The organism is Plantactinospora endophytica (genome assembly GCF_016862915.1).
GTDB classification, from domain to species: domain Bacteria; phylum Actinomycetota; class Actinomycetes; order Mycobacteriales; family Micromonosporaceae; genus Plantactinospora; species Plantactinospora endophytica.
Genome location: NZ_BONW01000001.1, coordinates 464,623 through 482,464, shown reverse-complemented (window position 1 = coordinate 482,464; position 17,842 = coordinate 464,623). Strand labels below are relative to the sequence as shown.

Annotated in this window: 20 protein-coding genes; 9 read left to right on the top strand and 11 right to left on the bottom strand. The window is 71.7% G+C overall.

The features are described from left to right. Positions 1-16 precede the first annotated feature (16 nt). Positions 17-2,290, top strand: a complete 2,274-nt coding sequence (locus tag Pen02_RS02165; protein ID WP_203864157.1) for a right-handed parallel beta-helix repeat-containing protein — start codon at positions 17-19, stop codon at positions 2,288-2,290. Between the two features lie 257 nt (positions 2,291-2,547). Here the strand turns inward: Pen02_RS02165 and Pen02_RS02160 are convergent, their stop codons facing one another. Further along, entirely contained in the window at positions 2,548-3,318 is a 771-nt protein-coding gene (locus Pen02_RS02160) for a DUF1963 domain-containing protein (protein WP_203864156.1), read from the bottom strand. Positions 3,319-3,478: 160 nt separating this feature from the next. Continuing rightward, a complete protein-coding gene (locus Pen02_RS02155; protein ID WP_203864155.1) occupies positions 3,479-4,399 on the bottom strand; it encodes a proline dehydrogenase family protein in 921 nt (306 codons plus the stop codon). Positions 4,400-4,530: 131 nt separating this feature from the next. Between Pen02_RS02155 and Pen02_RS02150 the strand changes: the two genes are divergently transcribed. The 3 genes from Pen02_RS02150 to Pen02_RS02140 are packed head-to-tail and all read left to right on the top strand — an operon-like array spanning position 4,531 to position 6,650. Continuing rightward, positions 4,531-4,866, top strand: coding sequence for a hypothetical protein (locus Pen02_RS02150; protein WP_239139892.1), 336 nt, complete (start codon positions 4,531-4,533; stop codon positions 4,864-4,866). A gap of 2 nt (positions 4,867-4,868) precedes the next feature. Further along, positions 4,869-6,050: a glutathionylspermidine synthase family protein gene (locus Pen02_RS02145; protein ID WP_203864328.1), complete on the top strand. Its 1,182-nt coding sequence runs from the start codon at positions 4,869-4,871 to the stop codon at positions 6,048-6,050. Positions 6,051-6,068: 18 nt separating this feature from the next. Further along, complete coding sequence (locus Pen02_RS02140; protein ID WP_203864154.1) at positions 6,069-6,650, top strand: CGNR zinc finger domain-containing protein; 582 nt, start codon at positions 6,069-6,071, stop codon at positions 6,648-6,650. A gap of 99 nt (positions 6,651-6,749) precedes the next feature. Here Pen02_RS02140 and Pen02_RS02135 read toward each other — a convergent pair whose 3' ends face one another. The 4 genes from Pen02_RS02135 to Pen02_RS02120 form a co-directional block, all read right to left on the bottom strand. Further along, positions 6,750-7,220, bottom strand: a complete 471-nt coding sequence (locus Pen02_RS02135) for an Rv0361 family membrane protein (RefSeq protein WP_203864153.1) — start codon at positions 7,218-7,220, stop codon at positions 6,750-6,752. A gap of 226 nt (positions 7,221-7,446) precedes the next feature. Next, the gene (rpmG, locus tag Pen02_RS02130; protein WP_203864152.1) at positions 7,447-7,614 is read right to left on the bottom strand and encodes a 50S ribosomal protein L33; all 168 of its coding nucleotides are present in this window, start codon (positions 7,612-7,614) and stop codon (positions 7,447-7,449) included. Then, complete coding sequence (gene rpmB, locus Pen02_RS02125) at positions 7,614-7,850, bottom strand: 50S ribosomal protein L28 (RefSeq protein WP_203864151.1); 237 nt, start codon at positions 7,848-7,850, stop codon at positions 7,614-7,616. The genes rpmG and rpmB overlap by 1 nt, the downstream gene beginning before the upstream one ends. 269 nt (positions 7,851-8,119) lie before the next feature. Further along, entirely contained in the window at positions 8,120-8,647 is a 528-nt protein-coding gene (locus Pen02_RS02120) for a GNAT family N-acetyltransferase (protein WP_203864150.1), read from the bottom strand. A 123-nt stretch (positions 8,648-8,770) separates the two neighbouring features. Between Pen02_RS02120 and Pen02_RS02115 the strand changes: the two genes are divergently transcribed. After that, complete coding sequence (locus Pen02_RS02115; RefSeq protein WP_203864149.1) at positions 8,771-9,433, top strand: ankyrin repeat domain-containing protein; 663 nt, start codon at positions 8,771-8,773, stop codon at positions 9,431-9,433. A 55-nt stretch (positions 9,434-9,488) separates the two neighbouring features. Here the strand turns inward: Pen02_RS02115 and Pen02_RS02110 are convergent, their stop codons facing one another. Further along, positions 9,489-10,541: a LysR family transcriptional regulator gene (locus Pen02_RS02110; RefSeq protein ID WP_203864148.1), complete on the bottom strand. Its 1,053-nt coding sequence runs from the start codon at positions 10,539-10,541 to the stop codon at positions 9,489-9,491. Between the two features lie 87 nt (positions 10,542-10,628). On the opposite strand from Pen02_RS02110, the gene Pen02_RS02105 reads away from it, so the two are divergent. Continuing rightward, on the top strand, positions 10,629-11,528 hold the full coding sequence (locus Pen02_RS02105) for a serine hydrolase (RefSeq protein ID WP_203864147.1): 900 nt from the start codon (positions 10,629-10,631) through the stop codon (positions 11,526-11,528). Positions 11,529-11,714: 186 nt separating this feature from the next. Here the strand turns inward: Pen02_RS02105 and Pen02_RS02100 are convergent, their stop codons facing one another. After that, positions 11,715-13,580: a LamG-like jellyroll fold domain-containing protein gene (locus Pen02_RS02100; RefSeq protein WP_203864146.1), complete on the bottom strand. Its 1,866-nt coding sequence runs from the start codon at positions 13,578-13,580 to the stop codon at positions 11,715-11,717. Between the two features lie 239 nt (positions 13,581-13,819). Here Pen02_RS02100 and Pen02_RS02095 point away from each other — a divergent pair, with 239 nt between their 5' ends. The 3 genes from Pen02_RS02095 (at position 13,820) to Pen02_RS02085 (ending at position 15,114) form a co-directional block, all read left to right on the top strand. Beyond that, positions 13,820-14,038 carry a hypothetical protein gene (locus Pen02_RS02095; protein ID WP_239139891.1) on the top strand — a complete coding sequence of 73 codons (219 nt, stop codon included), beginning with the start codon at positions 13,820-13,822 and terminating at the stop codon, positions 14,036-14,038. A gap of 61 nt (positions 14,039-14,099) precedes the next feature. Further along, the gene (locus tag Pen02_RS02090; RefSeq protein ID WP_203864144.1) at positions 14,100-14,717 is read left to right on the top strand and encodes a GyrI-like domain-containing protein; all 618 of its coding nucleotides are present in this window, start codon (positions 14,100-14,102) and stop codon (positions 14,715-14,717) included. Positions 14,718-14,829: 112 nt separating this feature from the next. Continuing rightward, the gene (locus Pen02_RS02085; protein ID WP_203864143.1) at positions 14,830-15,114 is read left to right on the top strand and encodes a hypothetical protein; all 285 of its coding nucleotides are present in this window, start codon (positions 14,830-14,832) and stop codon (positions 15,112-15,114) included. Positions 15,115-15,139: 25 nt separating this feature from the next. On the opposite strand, the gene Pen02_RS02080 is transcribed toward Pen02_RS02085, so the two are convergent. The 3 genes from Pen02_RS02080 to Pen02_RS02070 all read right to left on the bottom strand — a co-directional run bounded on the left by Pen02_RS02080 (position 15,140) and on the right by Pen02_RS02070 (position 17,719). Next, positions 15,140-15,706 (bottom strand): hypothetical protein, encoded by a 567-nt coding sequence (locus Pen02_RS02080; protein WP_203864142.1) that lies wholly within the window; start codon positions 15,704-15,706, stop codon positions 15,140-15,142. 237 nt (positions 15,707-15,943) lie between these two features. Next, positions 15,944-16,675, bottom strand: a complete 732-nt coding sequence (locus Pen02_RS02075; RefSeq protein WP_203864141.1) for a hypothetical protein — start codon at positions 16,673-16,675, stop codon at positions 15,944-15,946. Positions 16,676-16,834: 159 nt separating this feature from the next. After that, on the bottom strand, positions 16,835-17,719 hold the full coding sequence (locus Pen02_RS02070; RefSeq protein WP_203864140.1) for an HNH endonuclease: 885 nt from the start codon (positions 17,717-17,719) through the stop codon (positions 16,835-16,837). Positions 17,720-17,842: the final 123 nt, after the last annotated feature.

Here is a 17,842-nt window from a genome sequence, read left to right as displayed (position 1 = left end):
ATTCCAAGGGAGCCACGTGGATCCCGGTCAGCCCACGACGCGGCCGAAAAGGCGGCGGTCCCGCTGGTTCTTAGCCGGGGGAATCGTCGCCGGCAGCCTGGTAGTCGGCGCGGCCGGCCTGGCCGGCGTGGCCACGATGGCCGGAGACAAGGGTCTGGCAGACGTGGACCTGGGGCAGTTGTCCGTCGTCGCCGCCGACAACGACAAGGACGGCGGCAAGGACCCGGGCAAGCACGATCCCAAGGACCCGAAGGCCGGACCGGCCGACCCGAAGGACCCGAACGGCAAGCACGAGGGCGGGGACCCCCGGGGCGGCAACTGGCAGGACTACTGCAAGCCCGGTGGCGGCTGGCAGGGCCACGACGACAAGAAGGCCGAGGACCCCAAGGACCCGAAGGCCGGACCGGCGTCCAAGGACCCGAAGGCTGGACCGACGGCGTCCAAGGACCCGAAGGCCGGACCGACGGCGTCCAAGGACCCGAAGGCCGGGCCGACCGCGACCAAGGACCCGAAGGCCGGGCCGACGGCGTCCAAGGACCCCAAGGCCGGACCGACGGCGACGAAGGACCCCAAGGCCGGACCGACCAAGGACCCGAAAGCGGAGTCCGAGAACAAGGACTCCAAGGAGTCGCACGGCGGCTCCGGCTGGCAGGGCGGCTCCCAGGGCGGCTCGCAGAGTGGCTCGGAGGGCGGCTCTGGCTGGCAGGGCGGCTCCGAAGGCGGGTCCGCCTGGCAGGGCGGCTCGCAGGGTGGCGGCGAGAACAGCGGGTCCGGGGAGGCTCCCGGCTCCGACAGCACTCGCTGGCACGGCGGGTCCCAGGGCGGCGGCGAGAACGGCTCGGGCTGGCAGGGTTCCGGCTCGACCGGCTCGGGCTCGGAGGGCTCGGGCTGGAACGGCGGGTCCGAGGGTGGCCGTGAGGGCTGTGGCTCGGACAAGCGCGAGGACGAGAAGGTGACGTCCGTACCGTGCGACCCCGACAAGCTCATCGCCGCACTGGTCCACGCCAACGCCGAGGGTGGCGGCACCCTCAAGCTCGCACCGAAGTGCACCTACACGCTCACCGCCTCGGACCACAGCGGCGAGAAGCACAACGGCAAGGGCGGCAAGGGCGAGAAGAACTTCACGCCGTCGTCCGAGTCGGCCGAGGGCACCAGCACCATGGATGCCACGGGCACCACCGGGGCGAAGGGCGCCACGGGTACCACCGGCGCCACCGGGACGACCGCTGTTCCCGGTAGCACCGAGGCCCCGGAGACCCTGGGCGGCGTCGAGGGCACGAAGTACCCCAAGAAGAGCAACGACCGGTCCGGACTGCCGGTGATCAAGGCGCCGATCAAGATCAAGGGTGAGGGCGCGACCATCACCCGCGACACGTACGCCAAGGACTTCCGCTTCTTCACCGTCCGGGACGGTGGCGAGCTGGAGTTGAGCGAGGTCTTCCTGGAGAACGGGCGGGCGGACGAAGGCGGCGCGATCTCGATCGACCACGGCGCCACGGCCACGATCAAGCGGGTCACGATCTCGGACAGCACCGCACTCGCCAAGGACGGCGGCGGCGGGGCTATCTTCAACGACGGTCACCTGGCCGTACACGAGAGCAAGTTCGAGGACAACAGCTCCGCCGGCAACGGTGGTGGCCTCCTCAACGGCGGTGTGCTCACCGTGGAGAAGTCCGAGTTCTTCAACAACAGCGCCGACAAGGCCGGCGGCGGGCTCGCCAACTACAAGGGAGCCGCCGACATCACCAAGAGCGCCTTCGAGCACAACAACGCGGCCGAGGGCGGCGGCATCGCCAGCGTCTCGGCCCGGACGAAGGTCTGGGACGGCGAGGTCAACGGCAACACCGCCAAGGTCGGCGGCGGCCTCTTCAACAAGGACGCCACCCTCACGATCCGGGGGCTGCACGTCAGCAAGAACCTCGGCACCAAGGACGGCGGCGGTATCGCCACCATCAAGGGTCTGCTCACGGTGGACGACAGCAAGATCGTCAAGAACACCACCCGAGGCGACGGCGGCGGCATCTTCGCCGAGAAGTCCGAGGTGATCGTGCGGGAGACCGAGGTCAGCAAGAACAGCGCGGTCGGCGGTCGTTCGGTCGGCGGCGGCATCGCGGTCGAGGGCGGTTCACTCGAACTGAAGCGGAGCAAGATCGTCGAGAACGACGCCACCAAGAAGGGCGGCGGGCTCTTCGCCGAGCACGCCAAGGTCAAGGTGGACGACGACACCGTGATCAGCAAGAACCGGCCGGACAACTGCGCCGGCGAGAAGATCGAAAACTGCTTCGCCTGATCCTCGACGACCGAGGCGCGGGTGACCGGTGGCGGGTAGCCGGTAACGGGGACCACCGCCGGTGACGAAGCGGACGCATCCGGTCCGCCGGGGCAACGATCAGCCGATCGGACCCTCGGCGGGCCGGATGCGCCTCAGGGACATCCCGGGAGGCGGGGCGGCACGGGTCACGGCCCGGCCGCCCCGCCCCCGTTCGCCTCAGGCCACGTCGACCCGGGCACCCCGCCTCAGGCACCCCCGACTCAGGCACCCCCGACTCAGGCCACCTCGAGCACCCGGCGTACCCGGGAGAACCGGCCCGCCGTGAGATCCGGACCGCCGATCCAGAACGAGACGCCGACCAGCTCGCCCCAGGCGGTTCCCTCCTCGGCCTCCAGCGCCAACAGTGGCCGGTGGCCGGCCGGCCCGGCGAGCTGACTGTCGAGCCAGCCCAGCACACGGTGCCGTACCGTCGGCAGCCGGTCGCGGATCTCGGTGGCCAGGCCCATCACCCGGATCGGGTCCGCCGAGAAGAGCGCCGCGAGTTCCGGCTCGGTGTAGTCGGGAGCGGCCAGCACCGGGGCGGCGACCAGCGGCAACGCCGGAACCACCCCGGTCCCGGCCGGGGCGTCCCGGCGCGGCGCACCGGCGGGTACGTGCAGCACGGCGCAACCGTCGTCACCCGGCCCCGTCCCGAAGTCGGCGTGGAACCACTCCTCGGAGAAGAAGAGCAGCACCCCGTCCCGGGGCAGCGTCCACTCCGGACCGAGCAGCGGCGCCAGCGCGGCGCAGTCGAGCTGGGCCAGCAACGTCATCGGCCGGCCCCGGTGCTCCGGCCACGGCACCCCGTCCGGCAGCCCCGGCAGTCCGCCGTACCAGCCGGCGACGGAGTCCGTGGCGGCACCGTTGCGGGACCGGGCCGGTACGGCCAGTCCGATCGAGGGGCGAACCAGGTCGAGGACCTGTTCGACCAGGTCGGGAGCGGCCTGTGCCCGGGATGAGTCGGCGAGTGCGGTCCGTAGTGCCGCCATCGCCCGGTGGAAGTCCATGGCGTCCGAGGATGCCAGGCCGAGCGGCGCGATCCCAGTCCGGTCGCCGACGGTGGCTGCCGTCGCTCCGACGGTCGGTCGGCCGGGCGGCCGGCAGCGTTTGCCGCGGCCCGCCGAAGATCCGCGAGGCGCAGCCCGCCAGAGATCCGCGAGGCGGCCCCTAGCGTCGGCTGGCCACGGCGCGGGCGAAGAACGCCAGGTTGGCCGGGCGCTCGGCGAGCCGGCGCATCAGGTAGCCGTACCAGTCGGTGCCGTAGGGCAGGTAGACGCGCACGGTGTGGCCGGCCTCGGCGAGCCGGGCCTGCTCGTCCGGGCGTACGCCGTAGAGGAGCTGGAACTCGAACTGGTCCGGCGTACGGTCGAACCACCGGGACCGGTCCTCGGCGATGGCGATCAGCCGGGGGTCGTGGGTGGCGATCATCGGGTACCCCTGCCCGGAGAGCAGGACGTTCAGGCACCGGACATACGACTTGTCCACTTCCCGCGCCGACTGGTACGCCACCGACTCGGGCTCCTTGTAGGCCCCCTTGCACAGCCGCACCCGCGACCCGGCGGTCGCCAGCTCCCGACAGTCGGCCTCGGTACGCCGCAGGTACGCCTGGAGCACCGCCCCGGTACCCGGAAAGTCCTTGCGCAGCTCGGCCAGGATGTCCAGGGTCGAGTCGGTGGTGGTGTGGTCCTCCATGTCCAGGGTGACCGTGGTGCCGGCGGCCGAGGCGGCGGCACAGATCGCGTGCGCGTTGTCCCGGGCCAGCCGCTCGTCGAACTTCTGGCCCAGTGCCGACAGCTTGACGCTGACCTCGGTCGCCGGGGTGAGCCCGGCCTCGGCGAGCCCGCCGAGCAGGGCCAGGTATTCGTCCCGGACGGTGACGGCCTGGTCTCCGCTGACGGTGTCCTCGCCCAGGTGGTCGATGGAGACCGCGAGACGGTCGCCGACGAGCTGGCGGGTGGCGCGCAGCGCGTCGTCGGTGGTGGTGCCGGCGACGAACCGGCGTACGACGTCCCGGGTGAACGGGGCCGTCTCGACGAGCCGCTCGATCCGGGTTGACCGGGAGGCGGCGAGGATGACCGATCGGAGCATGAGCCGAGCGTAACGCCAGCCGGTCGACCGTACGCGGGGACGGCGGCCCTCCGGCCCCCCACCTCGGCGGACGGGTCGGCGCGCTGGCGGGCGGGGTGTCGGCGGTGGCGCGGATCGGTTACAACGATCTCGTGGAAAAAGTTTCGCGACGCCGTCTCCGGTCCGCGAGCGTGCAACTGGGCGCGCTCACCGCCCTCGCCGTCACCCTCTCCGGGTGCAACCAGGTGGGCGACGACGACTGCGACTCCCGGTCGAGCACCCCCCGGCCCCGCTCGCTCGCCCTGGCCGCGTACGCCCCGGCGGTTGCCGGGACCGGGTCGGCCGGCGCCACCACCGCCGGTGCCACCACCGCCGGAGTTACGACCACGGGTGCCTCGACGACGACCGGCGGCGGGCCGACAGGTGCCGCCGACGTGCTGCCCGAGCAGGGCGGCTTCGGCACCCACCTCGCCTCCTGTGGCGGTTGACGGTGCGCCGGGAGACCTGCACGCCGAGGCCGGACTGGTCCGCGACCGTACGCGCCCAGGGCCTGGTCTACGCCGACACCGAGCTGCCGGACGGCGGCTTCATGTCGTACTGGGACGAGAGCGCCTGCTACGCCTTCGATCTCGACGAGGTGCTGCGACTGGAGGAGGCGACCGAGGAGCTGCACCGGATGTCGGTGGCCGCCGCCGAGCACGTGGTGGCGCGGAACCGGTTCGCCGAGTTCGGCATCCCGTCGTGGGCCGCCGAGGCGGTCAGCCGGTCGCTGCGCGAGCAGCCGCCCACCCTCTACGGCCGGTTCGACCTCTGGTACGACGGCTCGTGGCCGCCGAAGCTGCTGGAGTACAACGCGGACACCCCGACCGCGCTGGTCGAGGCTTCGGTGATCCAGTGGTACTGGCTGGAGGAGACCCGGCCGGAGCTGGACCAGTGGAACAGCGTGCACGAGCGGCTGGTGGCGGCCTGGCAGCGGATCGGTGCCGGCCTGCACGACCCGCTGGTGCACGTCGCCTGGTCGGACGAGGAGGAGACCGGCGAGGACCAGATGACCGCCGGCTACCTCGCCGAGACCGCCCGGCAGGCCGGGCTGAAGACCGAACTGCTGCCGATGCTCCGGATCGGCTGGGACGGCCGGCGGTTCACCGCCCCGGCCGGCCCGGACGGGTCCACCACGCCGATCCTCACCTGCTTCAAGCTCTATCCCTGGGAGTGGATGCTCGCCGAGCCGTACGGCCGACCGGCGCTGGCTCCGGGCACCCCGACCACCTGGATCGAGCCGGCCTGGAAGCTGCTGCTCTCCAACAAGGCGCTGCTGGCCGTGCTCTGGGAGCTGTATCCCGACCATCCCTACCTGTTGCCGGCCTATCTCGACTCGCCCCGGGGGATGACCGAATACGTGGTCAAGCCGCTGTTGGGCCGGGAGGGCGGTTCGGTGCGGATCGTCACCGGCGCCGGAGAGATCGACAATCCAGGGATCTACGGGGACGAAGGATGGTGTTACCAGCAATTCCGCGCACTACCGTCGTTTTCGGATAACCACCTGGTGCTGGGCAGTTGGGTGGTCGACGGCGAGGCGGCCGGTGCCGGGCTGCGGGAGAGCACGAGTCTGATCACCGATGGCTACGCGCGGTTCCTTCCTCACTACGTGGACGCGCCACGGGAGCCGTGAGTCGTCTACGGTTGTCGGGTGAACTTCGACGCGTACGCCCGGACCGGGGTCGATCTCGTCAACGCGCCACTCGACGACCTCGATGACCTGCGGGCCGTTTTCACCGACGAGCACGGCTGGATGCGCGACGAGGTGACCGAACGGGACGTCGCCGCCTTCCGACGGGCACAGAAACGCCTGCGGGACGTCTTCGAATTCGGTTCCTCGGGACGGGACGCCGACGCGGTGGTCGAGCTGAATTCGCTTTTGGAGAGCTATCCCGTCCAGCCGCGCATCTCCGGACACGACGCCAAGGACTGGCACATGCACGTGACCAGCCGGGGCGCCTCGGTGAGCGCCGAGTTCCTGGCCGGTGCGGTCTGGGGCCTCTCGGTGTGGCTTTGTGAGTACGGCAGTGCCCGGTTCGGCGTCTGCGCCGACGACCGGTGCGGCAACGTCTATCTGGACACCTCGTCCAACTGCTGCCGCCGGTTCTGTTCGGAACGCTGCGCCACCCGTTCGCACGTGGCGGCGCACCGGGCCCGTAAGCGGGCGGCCGTGGAGGCACAGACACCGGTCGGGGCGGCCGTGCCGGCGAAGGCACCGGCCCCGGTCGGCTGACCAGGGCCGGAGCTCGCCGCATCCGACCGCGAAGCTGCCCCGGCCGACAGGGGCAGGTTCGTGGCCCGGCGCAGGGTCGACGGTGACGGCGCCCCCGCCTCACGGGCAGGGGCGCCACTGCCCGCCCTCGTGCACCATCGGGATCTGCACCGTCCGGACGTCACCGCCCGGATAGCTGACCTCGATGGTGATCGTCGCCGTCTGCCGCCCGTTGTAGTTGCCGACATTGGTGCCGGTCAGTTCGTATCCGGTCGCCTTCGGGCCGGCCTCCTGACCGGCCACGAACTCCTGTTCGGTCATCAGTCGACGGGTGGCGGCACACGTCTGCGCGTTCGCGGCGGACCAGTTTCCGGCGTCGAGGTCGGCGACGTACCGGGTGCCGGCGTCCCGGGCCGGTCCCACCGCCTCGGAGACGCTGCGGAACAACAGGAATCCGAGACCGGCACCGCCCACACAGCACACCGCCACCACGATCGCGACGACGATCAGCACGATCCTGGTGGTGTTGCGGGACTTCGGTTGTGGTGGTGGCGGTGGCGGGAAGAACTGCGGTTCGGCCGGTTCGGCCATGTTTCCGAGGCTAGGAACGACCTGCCACGGCCGTACCGGCGCGGACTGGGCGATACCAGTGGCTAATCGGCGTCGGTACGTGAATTTCTGCGGAAGTCCGCAGCGTTACGGAACCGTCGAGTCCGATTCGGACGGACAGTCGAGATCACCAGTGGCGTCACCGGCTCCTCTTCCGTACCCCCGGGCAGCAGCTCGGTCTGCCGGTGCACCAGCCCACGGCAGGCCGTCAGCGCTCGTCGCGGAAGTCGACGTGCCGGCGGAGCACCGGGTCGTACTTGCGCACCACCAGCCGGTCCGGGTTGTTGCGGCGGTTCTTGCGGGTGACGTACGTGTAACCGCTGCCGCCGGTGCTGCGCAGCTTGACGATCGGGCGGACGTCGTTGCGTCGGGCCATCAGATCATCACCTCCGCCGCGCGCAGCCGGGCCACGACCCGCTCGACGCCGTTAGGGTCGACGGCCCGGACCGCCCTGGCGGTGAGGGTCAGCCGGACCCGCTCGCGCTCCGAGGGCAGCCAGTAGCGGTGATTCCGCAGGTCGGGGCTCCAGCGGCGACAGGTGCGCTGGCGGGAGCGGGACACGGCGTTGCCGAAGCCCGGCCCGGTGCCGGTGACGACACATCGTCTGGACATGCGGTTCCCCCTCGGATGCAGACTATAACGGCAACCATTTTCATTTACGCCGTCGCCCCTCCCGGCACCACCACCCACCACCGGTCGCCGACGAACCCCGGCCCGGAACTCGCCCCGCCCGGCAGTGCCCGGCGGTCACGCGGCAGCCGGAGCGCCACAGGTCGGAGTCGTCGACCCACCCGCCCCCTTCGGTCCCGCCCGCCGAGTTCCACGCACCGGCCGGCTCTAACCCGGGCGATCGCGGTCAACACATACCGACAACCTGCCCGTCACGAAATGTCCGGCCCGGTCAGGTCGAGCCGCCAGTCGTTGGAACGCATCAGCCGCCCCTTCGGGAACTCGAACTCGGTCTCGCCGAGCAGCGCGAAGCCGGCCTTCCGGCAGACCGCGTTGGAGGCGCCGTTGTCGACCGAGGGGTAGGCGTGGGCGTACCGGTGGGTCCGCCGGGCGCGAGCCACGTCGACGACCGCCAGCAACGCGGCGGTGGCCAGCCCTCTGCCCTGGTACGCCGACAGGATGCTCCAGCCCAGCTCGTAGACCCGCTCGCCCCGCCAGTCCCGCTCCCAGTAGCCGACGCTGCCCACCGGCACCTCCTCGGCCACCGCGACCACCCGGAACATGCAGCCCTGGCCGGAGGCGCCGAACCGGACGTAACGCTCGTGCCTGGCGACGACCTGCTCCTCGGTCTCCGGGCCGCCGAGGTGCCGTTTCATCTCCGGGCTGTTGATCTGGCGGAGCAGGTCGAGGTCACCCCTGCTCCACGGCTCGATCCGGACCTGTCTCGACTCCCCGGTCACCTCGCGCGCACCTCTCCGTCGGTCTCCCACCTGCCATTCAAGCCGGCCGGACCGACAGTCCGGCCGGACCCCGGCGGATCGGGGTACACCCACCGGATCGGGGTCCACCGGCAGAATGCTCGGATGGCGAACCAGGAGTGGGACGGAGTCACCCGGGGCGCGACGCTGAAGGGCGAGGTGACCGCGATCCGGCACGAGCTGGCCGACCGGGCGCGGGCGTACGACTGGCCGGGGGTGTTCGACCTGCTCCGGCAGGACCCGGGCATGGTCAACGCGATCCGGCCGGACGGCCGTTCCTGGTACGCACCACTGCACCAGGCCGCCCACGGCGGTGCCCCGGTGGAGGTGGTCGATCGGCTCGTCGGGCTGGGCGCCTGGCGGCTGCTGCGTACCGCCGACCGGGACCGCCCGCTCGACATCGCCCGGCGGCGGGGCCACCGGCACCTGTTCGAGATCCTGGAGCCGCGACCCGTCCACGACGTACCGGCCGGGGAGCTGGCCCGGATCGAGGAGTTGTTCCACGAGGTGATCCGGGGCCGGGCCGGACAGTTCGTCGACGAGCACCAGCTCCGGCTGCCCGAGTTGGCGGTACTCACCGAACCGGCGGACTCCGCCACCTGGTGCCCGGTGCCCGGGATGTACGGCGGGTTCAGCTTCCGGTTCGCCGACACCGGGCCGGGCAGTCGACTGGTGTCGGAGAGCTGGTGCCGGGTGGTCGGCGGCTCCGGACAGCGGCACGAGATCACTGCCGAGGGCGCCCGACTGGTGGCCGAGGGATTCGTCTGAGCCGCCCGCCGGACCGCCGGGTCGGCCGACACCGACCAGCCAGACGGACCTTCGGTCAGCCGCCATCCGTAGGCCCGGCGGAGCCGCGATCGGCAACGGCATGTCGCCGACCGGGGCGTACCGGCCCAGTGGGCGGAGCCGTGACCGGAAAGTCGTCCGGTGGGTAGACGACCGACCACGGGCGCGGCTGCCCGGCCGGCAGCACGGTCGGGACGGCCGGGTCCGGGCCGGCCAGGATCTCGGCGGCGACCTGCGCGAACGTGGGCGCGGCCGGATGCGCGGACCGGTCCGGCCAGACCGCCGAGGTACGCCTGTCGAGCACCGGCTCGGTGAGCGGTCGCCAGGCGACCCGGGGCTCGCGGCGGGCCGTCGACTCCGGTTCGAACGCCACGCACTCCCGGGCCAGCACCAGGCCGAGCAGGAACTCGGGGTTGCCGGCGTGCCGGACCCGCCGGGGCGTGAAGCCGTGCCGGCGGCACACGTCGAGCACCTGGTCGTGCCACTCCGGTGCGGTGGCGCGCGGGAAGATCACCAGATCGTGCCCGGCGAGGTCGGCGAGCGCGACCTCCCGCAACCGGGCCAGCGGCGAGGCGCGCGGCAGCAGTACGCCGAGGCGGATCTCGACGACCGGCCCGATCCGCAACGCCCCGGCGGGTACCGGATGGTGCACCAGCCCGACGTCGAGCCGGGCCTCGGCGAGCATCCGGAACTGCTCCGCGCTGGTCAGCTCCTGGAGGTCCACGTCGAGGCCGGGTGCCCGGGCGGCCAGCCCGCGCAGCAGCGCCTGGAGCGTGACGGCCGGGGTCTCCGGCGGTACGCCGGCCCGCAGCGTCCCGATCTCGCCGTCCCGGGCCTTGCGCATCACGATCCGGATGCGTTCCTCGGCGGCCAGCAGGGTCGGCGCCTCGGCCAGCAGGAGTTGGCCGGCGGTGGTCAGACTGATCTGGCGTCGGGAGCGGTCGAAGAGTTGGACGCCGAGTTCGCGTTCCAGCCGCTGGATCGACTGGCTCAGCGGCGGCTGGGCGATGCCGAGCAGCTCGGCGGCCCGGCCGAAGTGCAGCTCCTCGGCCACCACGACGAACTGTCGCAGGTGCCGGGCCAGGTCCACCGGCCGATGATATGAGATCGGATATCGGACGGCCGAGGCCGGGCGCGACGGCGGTCGTGCCTGGCGTGCGGAGGTTATCGTCGCGCCGTGCCGACCTTGGGACGTATCACGCGGATTTTCGACGATGTGGGGGTCGACGCCCGGCTGCACGTCGTCGACATCGACGGCGGGGCCGAGCTGGGGATCGAGGCGGACGAGCAGGTGGTGATCGCCTCGATCTTCAAGATCCTGCTGGTGCTGGAGTTCGCCCGGCAGGCCGCCGCCGGCCAGCTCGACCCGACCGAGCGGATGCTGGTCCGGGCCGAGGACCGGTTGGGCGGTTGGGGCACCGCCGGCTGCGCCGACGACGTCGAGGTGTCGTTGCGGGACCTGGCGTACTTCGCGATGACCGTCACCGACAACTCGGCGGCGGACCTGCTGCTGCGCCGGGTCGGGCCGGACGTGTTGCCGCTGCTCGCGGCGGAGCTGGGGTTGGGGCGTACCCGGATCGTCGGCGGTCCCCGGCAACTGCTGGAGTCGATGTACGCCGACGTCGGCGCCCGGGACGACGCCGAGTTCGCGCAGATCTTCCCGCTCCTGCCGGAGCAGCGGATCCGGGCGATGCGGGTCTTCGACCCGGAGCGGACCACCTCCAGCACGGCTCGGGAGATCACCCGACTGCTCGGGTTGATCTGGCGGGACGAGGCCGGCCCTCCGGCAGCGAACGCACTGGTCCGCGAGTTGATGAGCCGGCAGCTCTTCTGGACCCGGATCGCCTCCGGCTTCCCGCCCGGCGTACGGGTGGCCGCGAAGACCGGTACGCTGCCCGGACTGCACATGGAGGCGGGCGTCGCCGAGTACCCGGACGGCGGCCGGTACGCGATCGCGGTCTTCGCCCGGACCCGACGGCTCGCCACCCGCCGGATCGACGTCGACCTGGCGATCGGCGAGGCGGCCCGGACCGCCGTCGAAGCCCTCCGCGACGGTCGACCCGCACCCTCGCCCTGAGCTGGCCCGATATCCAAGCGCATATCAGCCTTCCGCTCATACCGGCACCGGATTCAGCGCCGGGTCGGTCCCGGGGCGGTGCCGGATCGGTCCCGGGGCGGTGCCGGATCGGTCCCGGGGCGGTGCCGGATCGGTCCCGGGGCGGTGCAGGGTCGGTCCCGGGGCGGTGCCGAGGCCCCGCCGAGGTCAGGCGAGCAGGAAGCGCTCGACCGGCAGTGGCCGGTCGGCGATCCGGATGTCCCCGATCCAGCCGTAGAAGCCCTGCTGGACGATCCGGTCCCGGTGCTGGGCGCCGACCAGCCACGGTTCGTCGGAACCGGCCAGCCCGGTGGCGACCGCGGACGGATTGCGGAGCAGCCGCGCACCGTCGACGTAGAGGGTGGTGTGCCGGCCGTCGTTCACCACCGCGACGTGGAACCACTCGTCGGGCCGCACCTCGTGGCCCCAGTTGCTGACGAGGCCGTTCAAGTTGACCGGGAAGACCACCCACTTCAACCCCATCCCGGCGGTGAACCCGAGGGTGGCGGTCGGTTCCGCCGGGTCGGGGCCGGTCTTGCCGGCGTCCCGGCCGGTACCGAAGCGGCTCAGCACACTCATCCCGCCGTGCCCGGCGGTCCGGACGTCGGCCGGCAGTTTCACGAACGCCTCGACGGTGTAGCCGTCCTCGAAGGTCGCCGCGTGCAGCGGAGCGCCGTCGACGGTACGCAGGTAGCCGCCCCGGGCCGGCTGCTGCCCGCCATCGAAGTAGAGGCTGCCGTGCCCGGGCTGGTCGTCGTGGTGCCCGGTCGACCAGCGCAGCGCCGCCGGCCCGCTGCCCGGCAGGGTCACCCGGGTCAGGTGGTTGCCCCGGCCGGAGAGGTCGTCGATCCGGAACCCCTCCGGTACGGCGCTGCCGTCGGCCCACCCCTGGTCGAACCGCCAGTACGCGACCGTGCCGTCGACAAGTACGGCGGCCGGGACACGTGCCGGGCGCCGGGCCACCGGGGCGAATCCGGCGAACCGTTCGGCGAAGTCGACGGCCAGGCTGAACCGGTTGCCCGGATCGGTCAACTCCACCTCCCGCCGGGCCGGTCCGGTACGCCACTCCGGCCGCTGCCCCAGGATCCACGGCGAGAACGTCTCGACGTCGATGGTGCCCCGGGCCAGGTCGAACGAGTACAGCCGGAGCATCCCGCCGCCGCCGTAGTAGCGATCCTGGTAGTTGGTGATGTGCACGTGCACGTCCCGCCCGGCGGCGTTGGGCCGGACCAACCGGCCGGGTGGCCAGAAGTGCCCGTTGAGGGTGAGGAAAATCTGGTCGCTGTCGTGGATCAGCCGGTCCCAGAGCCGCTGGCCGTGCTCGGAGAGCCAGGTCGCGCCGGAGTGGTCGGCGTCGGCGAGGTCGTGCGTGGTCAGGATCGCCGGGCTGGTCGGATGCGCCGCGAGCACCGACCGGGCCCAGTCGAGGCCGGCGTCCGACGGCCGCCAGTCCAGCGCCAGCAGCAGCCAGTCGCGTCCGGCGGCGCGGAAGACGTGGTACGTGTTGTAGCCGTCCGGAGTCCCGCCCCCGTACGTCGGCAGCCGGCGGAGCCGGTGTGGCCCGAAGACCTCCAGATAGGCGCTCGGCCCGCGCTGGTCGGTCCGGGACGCGTCGATGTCGTGATTGCCGGCCAGCACGCTGTACGGGGTCCCGTGCCGGTCGAGGATCTCGAAGATCCGGCCCGCCTCGGCCAGTTCGGCGGCGGCCCCGTTCTCGACGATGTCGCCGAGGTGGGCGGTGAGCACGATGTTCCGCTCCGCCTGGTGCGCCACGATCCAGCGCAGCGTTGCCGCCAGTGGTTCCGGGTCACCCCGGTCGCCGTCGAAGAGGTACTGGGTGTCCGGGATGACCGCGAGGGTGAACCGGGGTGACGCGGGATCGGGACGATAGTCGTCGCCGCCGTCGCCGAGCCGTCGCCAGGCGAGCGTGGCGGGTGGTAGCAGCACGCCGGCGGTGGCTCCGGCGCCGACCAGTCCCGCCCCGACCAGTCCGGCGCCCTGGAGGAATCCGCGTCGTGTCGGGCTGCGTCGCATGGTCGTCCTCCTCGGGATCGGGACGGTCCGCTGACAGTACGTGCCATCCGGACCAACACCGTTCGGGCCGACAGGCAACGCGGCTCGAACTCGGCGTGAACCTCTCGCCTGGTTTCCGGGTCGTGACGGTGCCGAACACCCGTCGGCCCAGCCGCCGGTGACGTTGAACGCCCCGGGCACGGTCGACGTCGGACGCCGGGCGACCGGGATGCCCGAGGCGGTGTGATCCAATGGCATCCATGATTCGACAGCGGGTTCTCGCCGTCCTCCTGTTGGTGATCGGCTTTCTGGCGTTGGCGCTCTCCCAGGCCTTCCCGGTCCTCGACGATCTTCCCACCCTGGCCAAGTCGGCGATCGCGGTCGCGGGGGCGGCTTCTACGCTCACCGGGGTGTGGTTGTGGTTCCGTAAGACGCCGGAGGGATCCTCGCCGCAGACGACCGGCGACGACGGCCGTTGACGGGGCCGGGCCGGGCCGACCCGGACTGGATCGCCACCACGACAGGGACCTGGGGCGGGCTGTGACCAAGTCGGACATCAAGCGGGACCGCAAGGACCTCTACGCCCCCCGGGCCGGCAGGTTCGAGCTGGTGGAGGTGCCGGAGCTGCCGTACCTGATGGTCGACGGCGAGGGCGACCCGAACACGTCGACGGCGTACCAGGACGCGGTGACCGCGCTCTACTCCGTCTCGTACGCGGTGAAGTTCGCCAGCAAGCGGCAGCTCGGCCGGGACTACGTGGTCGCCCCGCTGGAAGGGCTGTGGTCGGCCGACGATCCGAGTGTCTTCGTCACCCGGGACAAGCACGAGTGGCGGTGGACGATGATGGTCACCCAGCCCGAGTGGATTACCCCGGCCATGGTGGAAGAGGCGATCGAGCTGACCGCCGCGAAGAAGCAGCTACCGGCACTCGACCGGCTACGTTTCGAGCGGTACGCGGAAGGGCTGTCCGTGCAGGTCCTGCACGTCGGCTCGTACGACGACGAGGGGCCGGTGCTGGCCCGCCTGCACGACGAGTTCATGCCGGCCAACGGGCTCGCCTTCAACGGGCCACACCACGAGATCTATCTCAGCGATCCACGGAAGACGGAGCCGGCGAAGCTGCGTACCCTCCTCCGTCAGCCCGTCTCCCGGCGCTGACCGGCCGGTAAGGACGAGGCGGTAGCACAGGGTTTCCGGCGGGTCTGCCTCCGAGGCGCGGCGTTCGAAATCGGTAGCGGGACGGGTCGCGCAGGGCATCTATGGTGGGCGGATGATGATGCCGGCGCCACCCCCGCCACCCCGTGGGTTCAGGGCCACGGACATCCTCTCCGGCCAGGTACGACTGCACGGCTATCCGCTGACGTTCGTCTGCGTCGAGAGCCTCGGCGGGTTGGGCACGAGTGTGCTCCAGACCAGCTTCGCGGCGGCGGAGCTGCTGGAATCCCAGGGCTGGCGGGTGGTCAACTTCTCGGACGACGCCCGTCGGGTGTACCTCCGTCGTGAGCACCGCCCGGTGCCACCCGGCCCGTTGCCGGTCCAGCCTCCCGGTCGGTAGTCGGCGTCGCCCCGAGCAGGGTCGGTCAGTCGGCGTCGGGGATGGTGAGCTGCTCGTCGGGCGGGTGGCGATGGACCGAGGAGATCGCGCGGCCGTTGCGGGCCGACGGCTTCCGGCCGAGGTCTGGATCGATCATGGCAAGATGCCCGTCGTGCCGCGCCCCGTGCGGCCAGAGACCCGGCGCCCGGACTCCGTACTCGTGCACCGCGGCGTAGGCGAGAAGCAGGACGGACAGCATGATCAGGGCTATCTCCGCGACGGTGAGCAGCAGTGCCCACACCGGGGTGTCGGCCTCGATCACGGCATCGATGCCGACGGCGTAGAGCAGCACGACGGCACCCAGCAGGAGCACCCCGATGCCGTACGCAATCATCCGGTGGCGGCGGGTCAGGGCGACGGAGAGGACGGTGAACGACACGACGTGACCGCAGTGTCCGCAGGAGATGCCGTGTTCAGCCCTGCCGTGTGCCGGGCGGGTGACGGTCCGGGCGGTCTCGCAGTACTGGACGAAGTGGACGCCGGGCGCGGACGACCGGCCGAGGACGTGCCCCGCTTCGAGCCGGATCTGCCTCCGGACGCGCCAGAACGCCACCGAAATCCTCCCGCAGCTCGGACATCCATGTACGACTATCCTGGCACATTTCGCCATCGATACACTGTGATGGCTGACTCGGCCCTGGATGCATGGACGTGCGCCACCACGGTCAGAGACCTGCGCCACCACGGTCAGGCACGTGCGCCAGCGCGGTTGTCGGGGCGGCCGGCAGCATCGACCCGGCCGAGCGGGGGCTCTGGGCGGGCAGTCTTCCCGGGGTCCCGGGGCGCGACGCTAGCGGTAGCCGCCCGGCGGGGACGGCGGCTCCTGCCCTGGAAGCGGGCCGGAGTACGGGTCCACCGGTGGCGGCAGGTCCGGGTCGAGCGGCAGGCTGGCGTACGGGTCGACGGGTGGCGGCAGGTGCGGCTCGGTCAGCGCGTGCGGGTACGAGCCGGTGGGTGAGCCGGAGGTCGGCTGGTACGGCATCGGTGCCGGACCGAGCACGGCAGGACTGCCCGGACCGTAGGCCGGTGAGGCCGGCGCGACCGGCGGGTACCCCGGCGACACGGGTGGTACGCCGTGGAAGTGGCCGGTCGGCGGGGCCATCATCGGCGGCGGCCAGCCCGGTGCGTGCGGCGGTGCGGCGTACCAGGGGCGGTGGGCGGCCCGCCACCGTAGCCAGGAGCCGTTGAGGATGCCGGCGTGGGTGATGCTGACCATCCAGCTCAGCAGGAAGATGCCGGACGCCAAGTCGGAGAGCGCGCCGCCCGCGAACGTGCTGCCGACCAGCATGAAGCAGGTCCAGGAGACCAGCAGGTAGCCGACGCCCGGCAGCCACCAGGCCGGTCGCCGGGCGCGGAGTCCGATGTAGAGGAAGCCGAAGCCGGCCAGGCAACTGAAGCCGACGACCGGCAGCAGCAGCCACCAACTGTGGCCGATCCGCCACCACACGCTCGGCCCGGGAGGCGCGGAGGGGTGTGCCGGCTGAACGGGCTGCACCGGTGGGTGCCAGGTACCACTAGGCACGTACGACATCGTGCTCCTCTTGCCCCGTCCGCTCGGTGACGTCGGCCTCGTGGTGCCGGCCGGTGGTGCACGCCTCGATCGATCCTCCGAGGGGCACCCTAGTGGAGGCAGCGGACACGGCGGGGGCACAGTCGCCTGGCGGTGAGATGCCGGCCAGGGTCAGAGAGCGGGTGCGACGTCCACCATGGTGTCCCGGTGCAGCCGAAGGGCCGCCCGGTCCGGCCGATGTTCGGAGCGGGTCGGCAGGCGGAGAGGCTGACCGTCGTAGTCGGCGTAGTGGTCGCGGACGCTGGCGGCGAGGCGTACCCGGTAATCGTCGTCGATCCAGAGCAGGCCACGGTCGAAGATGTTGTGCAGGTCGGCCCGGAGCAGCAGACCGTTGCTGACGGTGTTGGTCGCCGGACCGTCGTACGGGCTGATGTGTGCCGCCTGGAGCGCGGCGTCGACGTTGCAGCCGGAGATCGCACACCTGCCGTCGTACGCCTGGAAAAGCTGGCGGCGGAAGTCCGGCTGGCCCTGCCGGACGGTGACCTCGGCTTTGCGGCGCCGCCGGCCTTCGGCCTGTTCGGCGGGCGCGGGCATGGGGTTGGGTTCGTCGGGCGGGCCCGACGGCCCGTCCGAGGTGGCGGGTCCGGCGGTGGCGTCCGGACGGGCCGGCAGGTTGGTGCGGAGTTGGTGATTGAAGCGCGGATTCAGCCGCGACACCAGCGCCGCCTTGAGCTTGAGCCGATCCTCGGTGACCCGCCAGCGGAGCGTCCGCCCGCCCAGCCAGCCGGCGATGTCGTCGGCGGAGGCGGTGGTCGTCCCGCCGCTGTCCAGTTCCTCGCCGACCTGCTTGTGCAGCACCGACGAGCCCCGGTTGCCGCGCAGGTGGGTGCGGAGGCGCTCCCGCAGATGGCCGGTCTCGCCGACGTAGACGACCTCGCCGTCGTCGATCACCACGTGCACGCCGCCGACGGTCGGCGCGGTGGAGACGAGGTCGACGGTGTAGGGCCGGGGCGGGGTGAAGTCGGCGAGCAGCTCTTCGGCGGACGGGTCCGGCATGCGGGAACGGTATCCGAGGACGCTTCGGAGAAGCATCGATTTGTGGGCCGGGTCTGGCGGTCGTTGTCGTACCGTCGTGGTCCGTTCGGCGGCCGGTGCCCGCCGGGCGGGCGGCGATCCGAC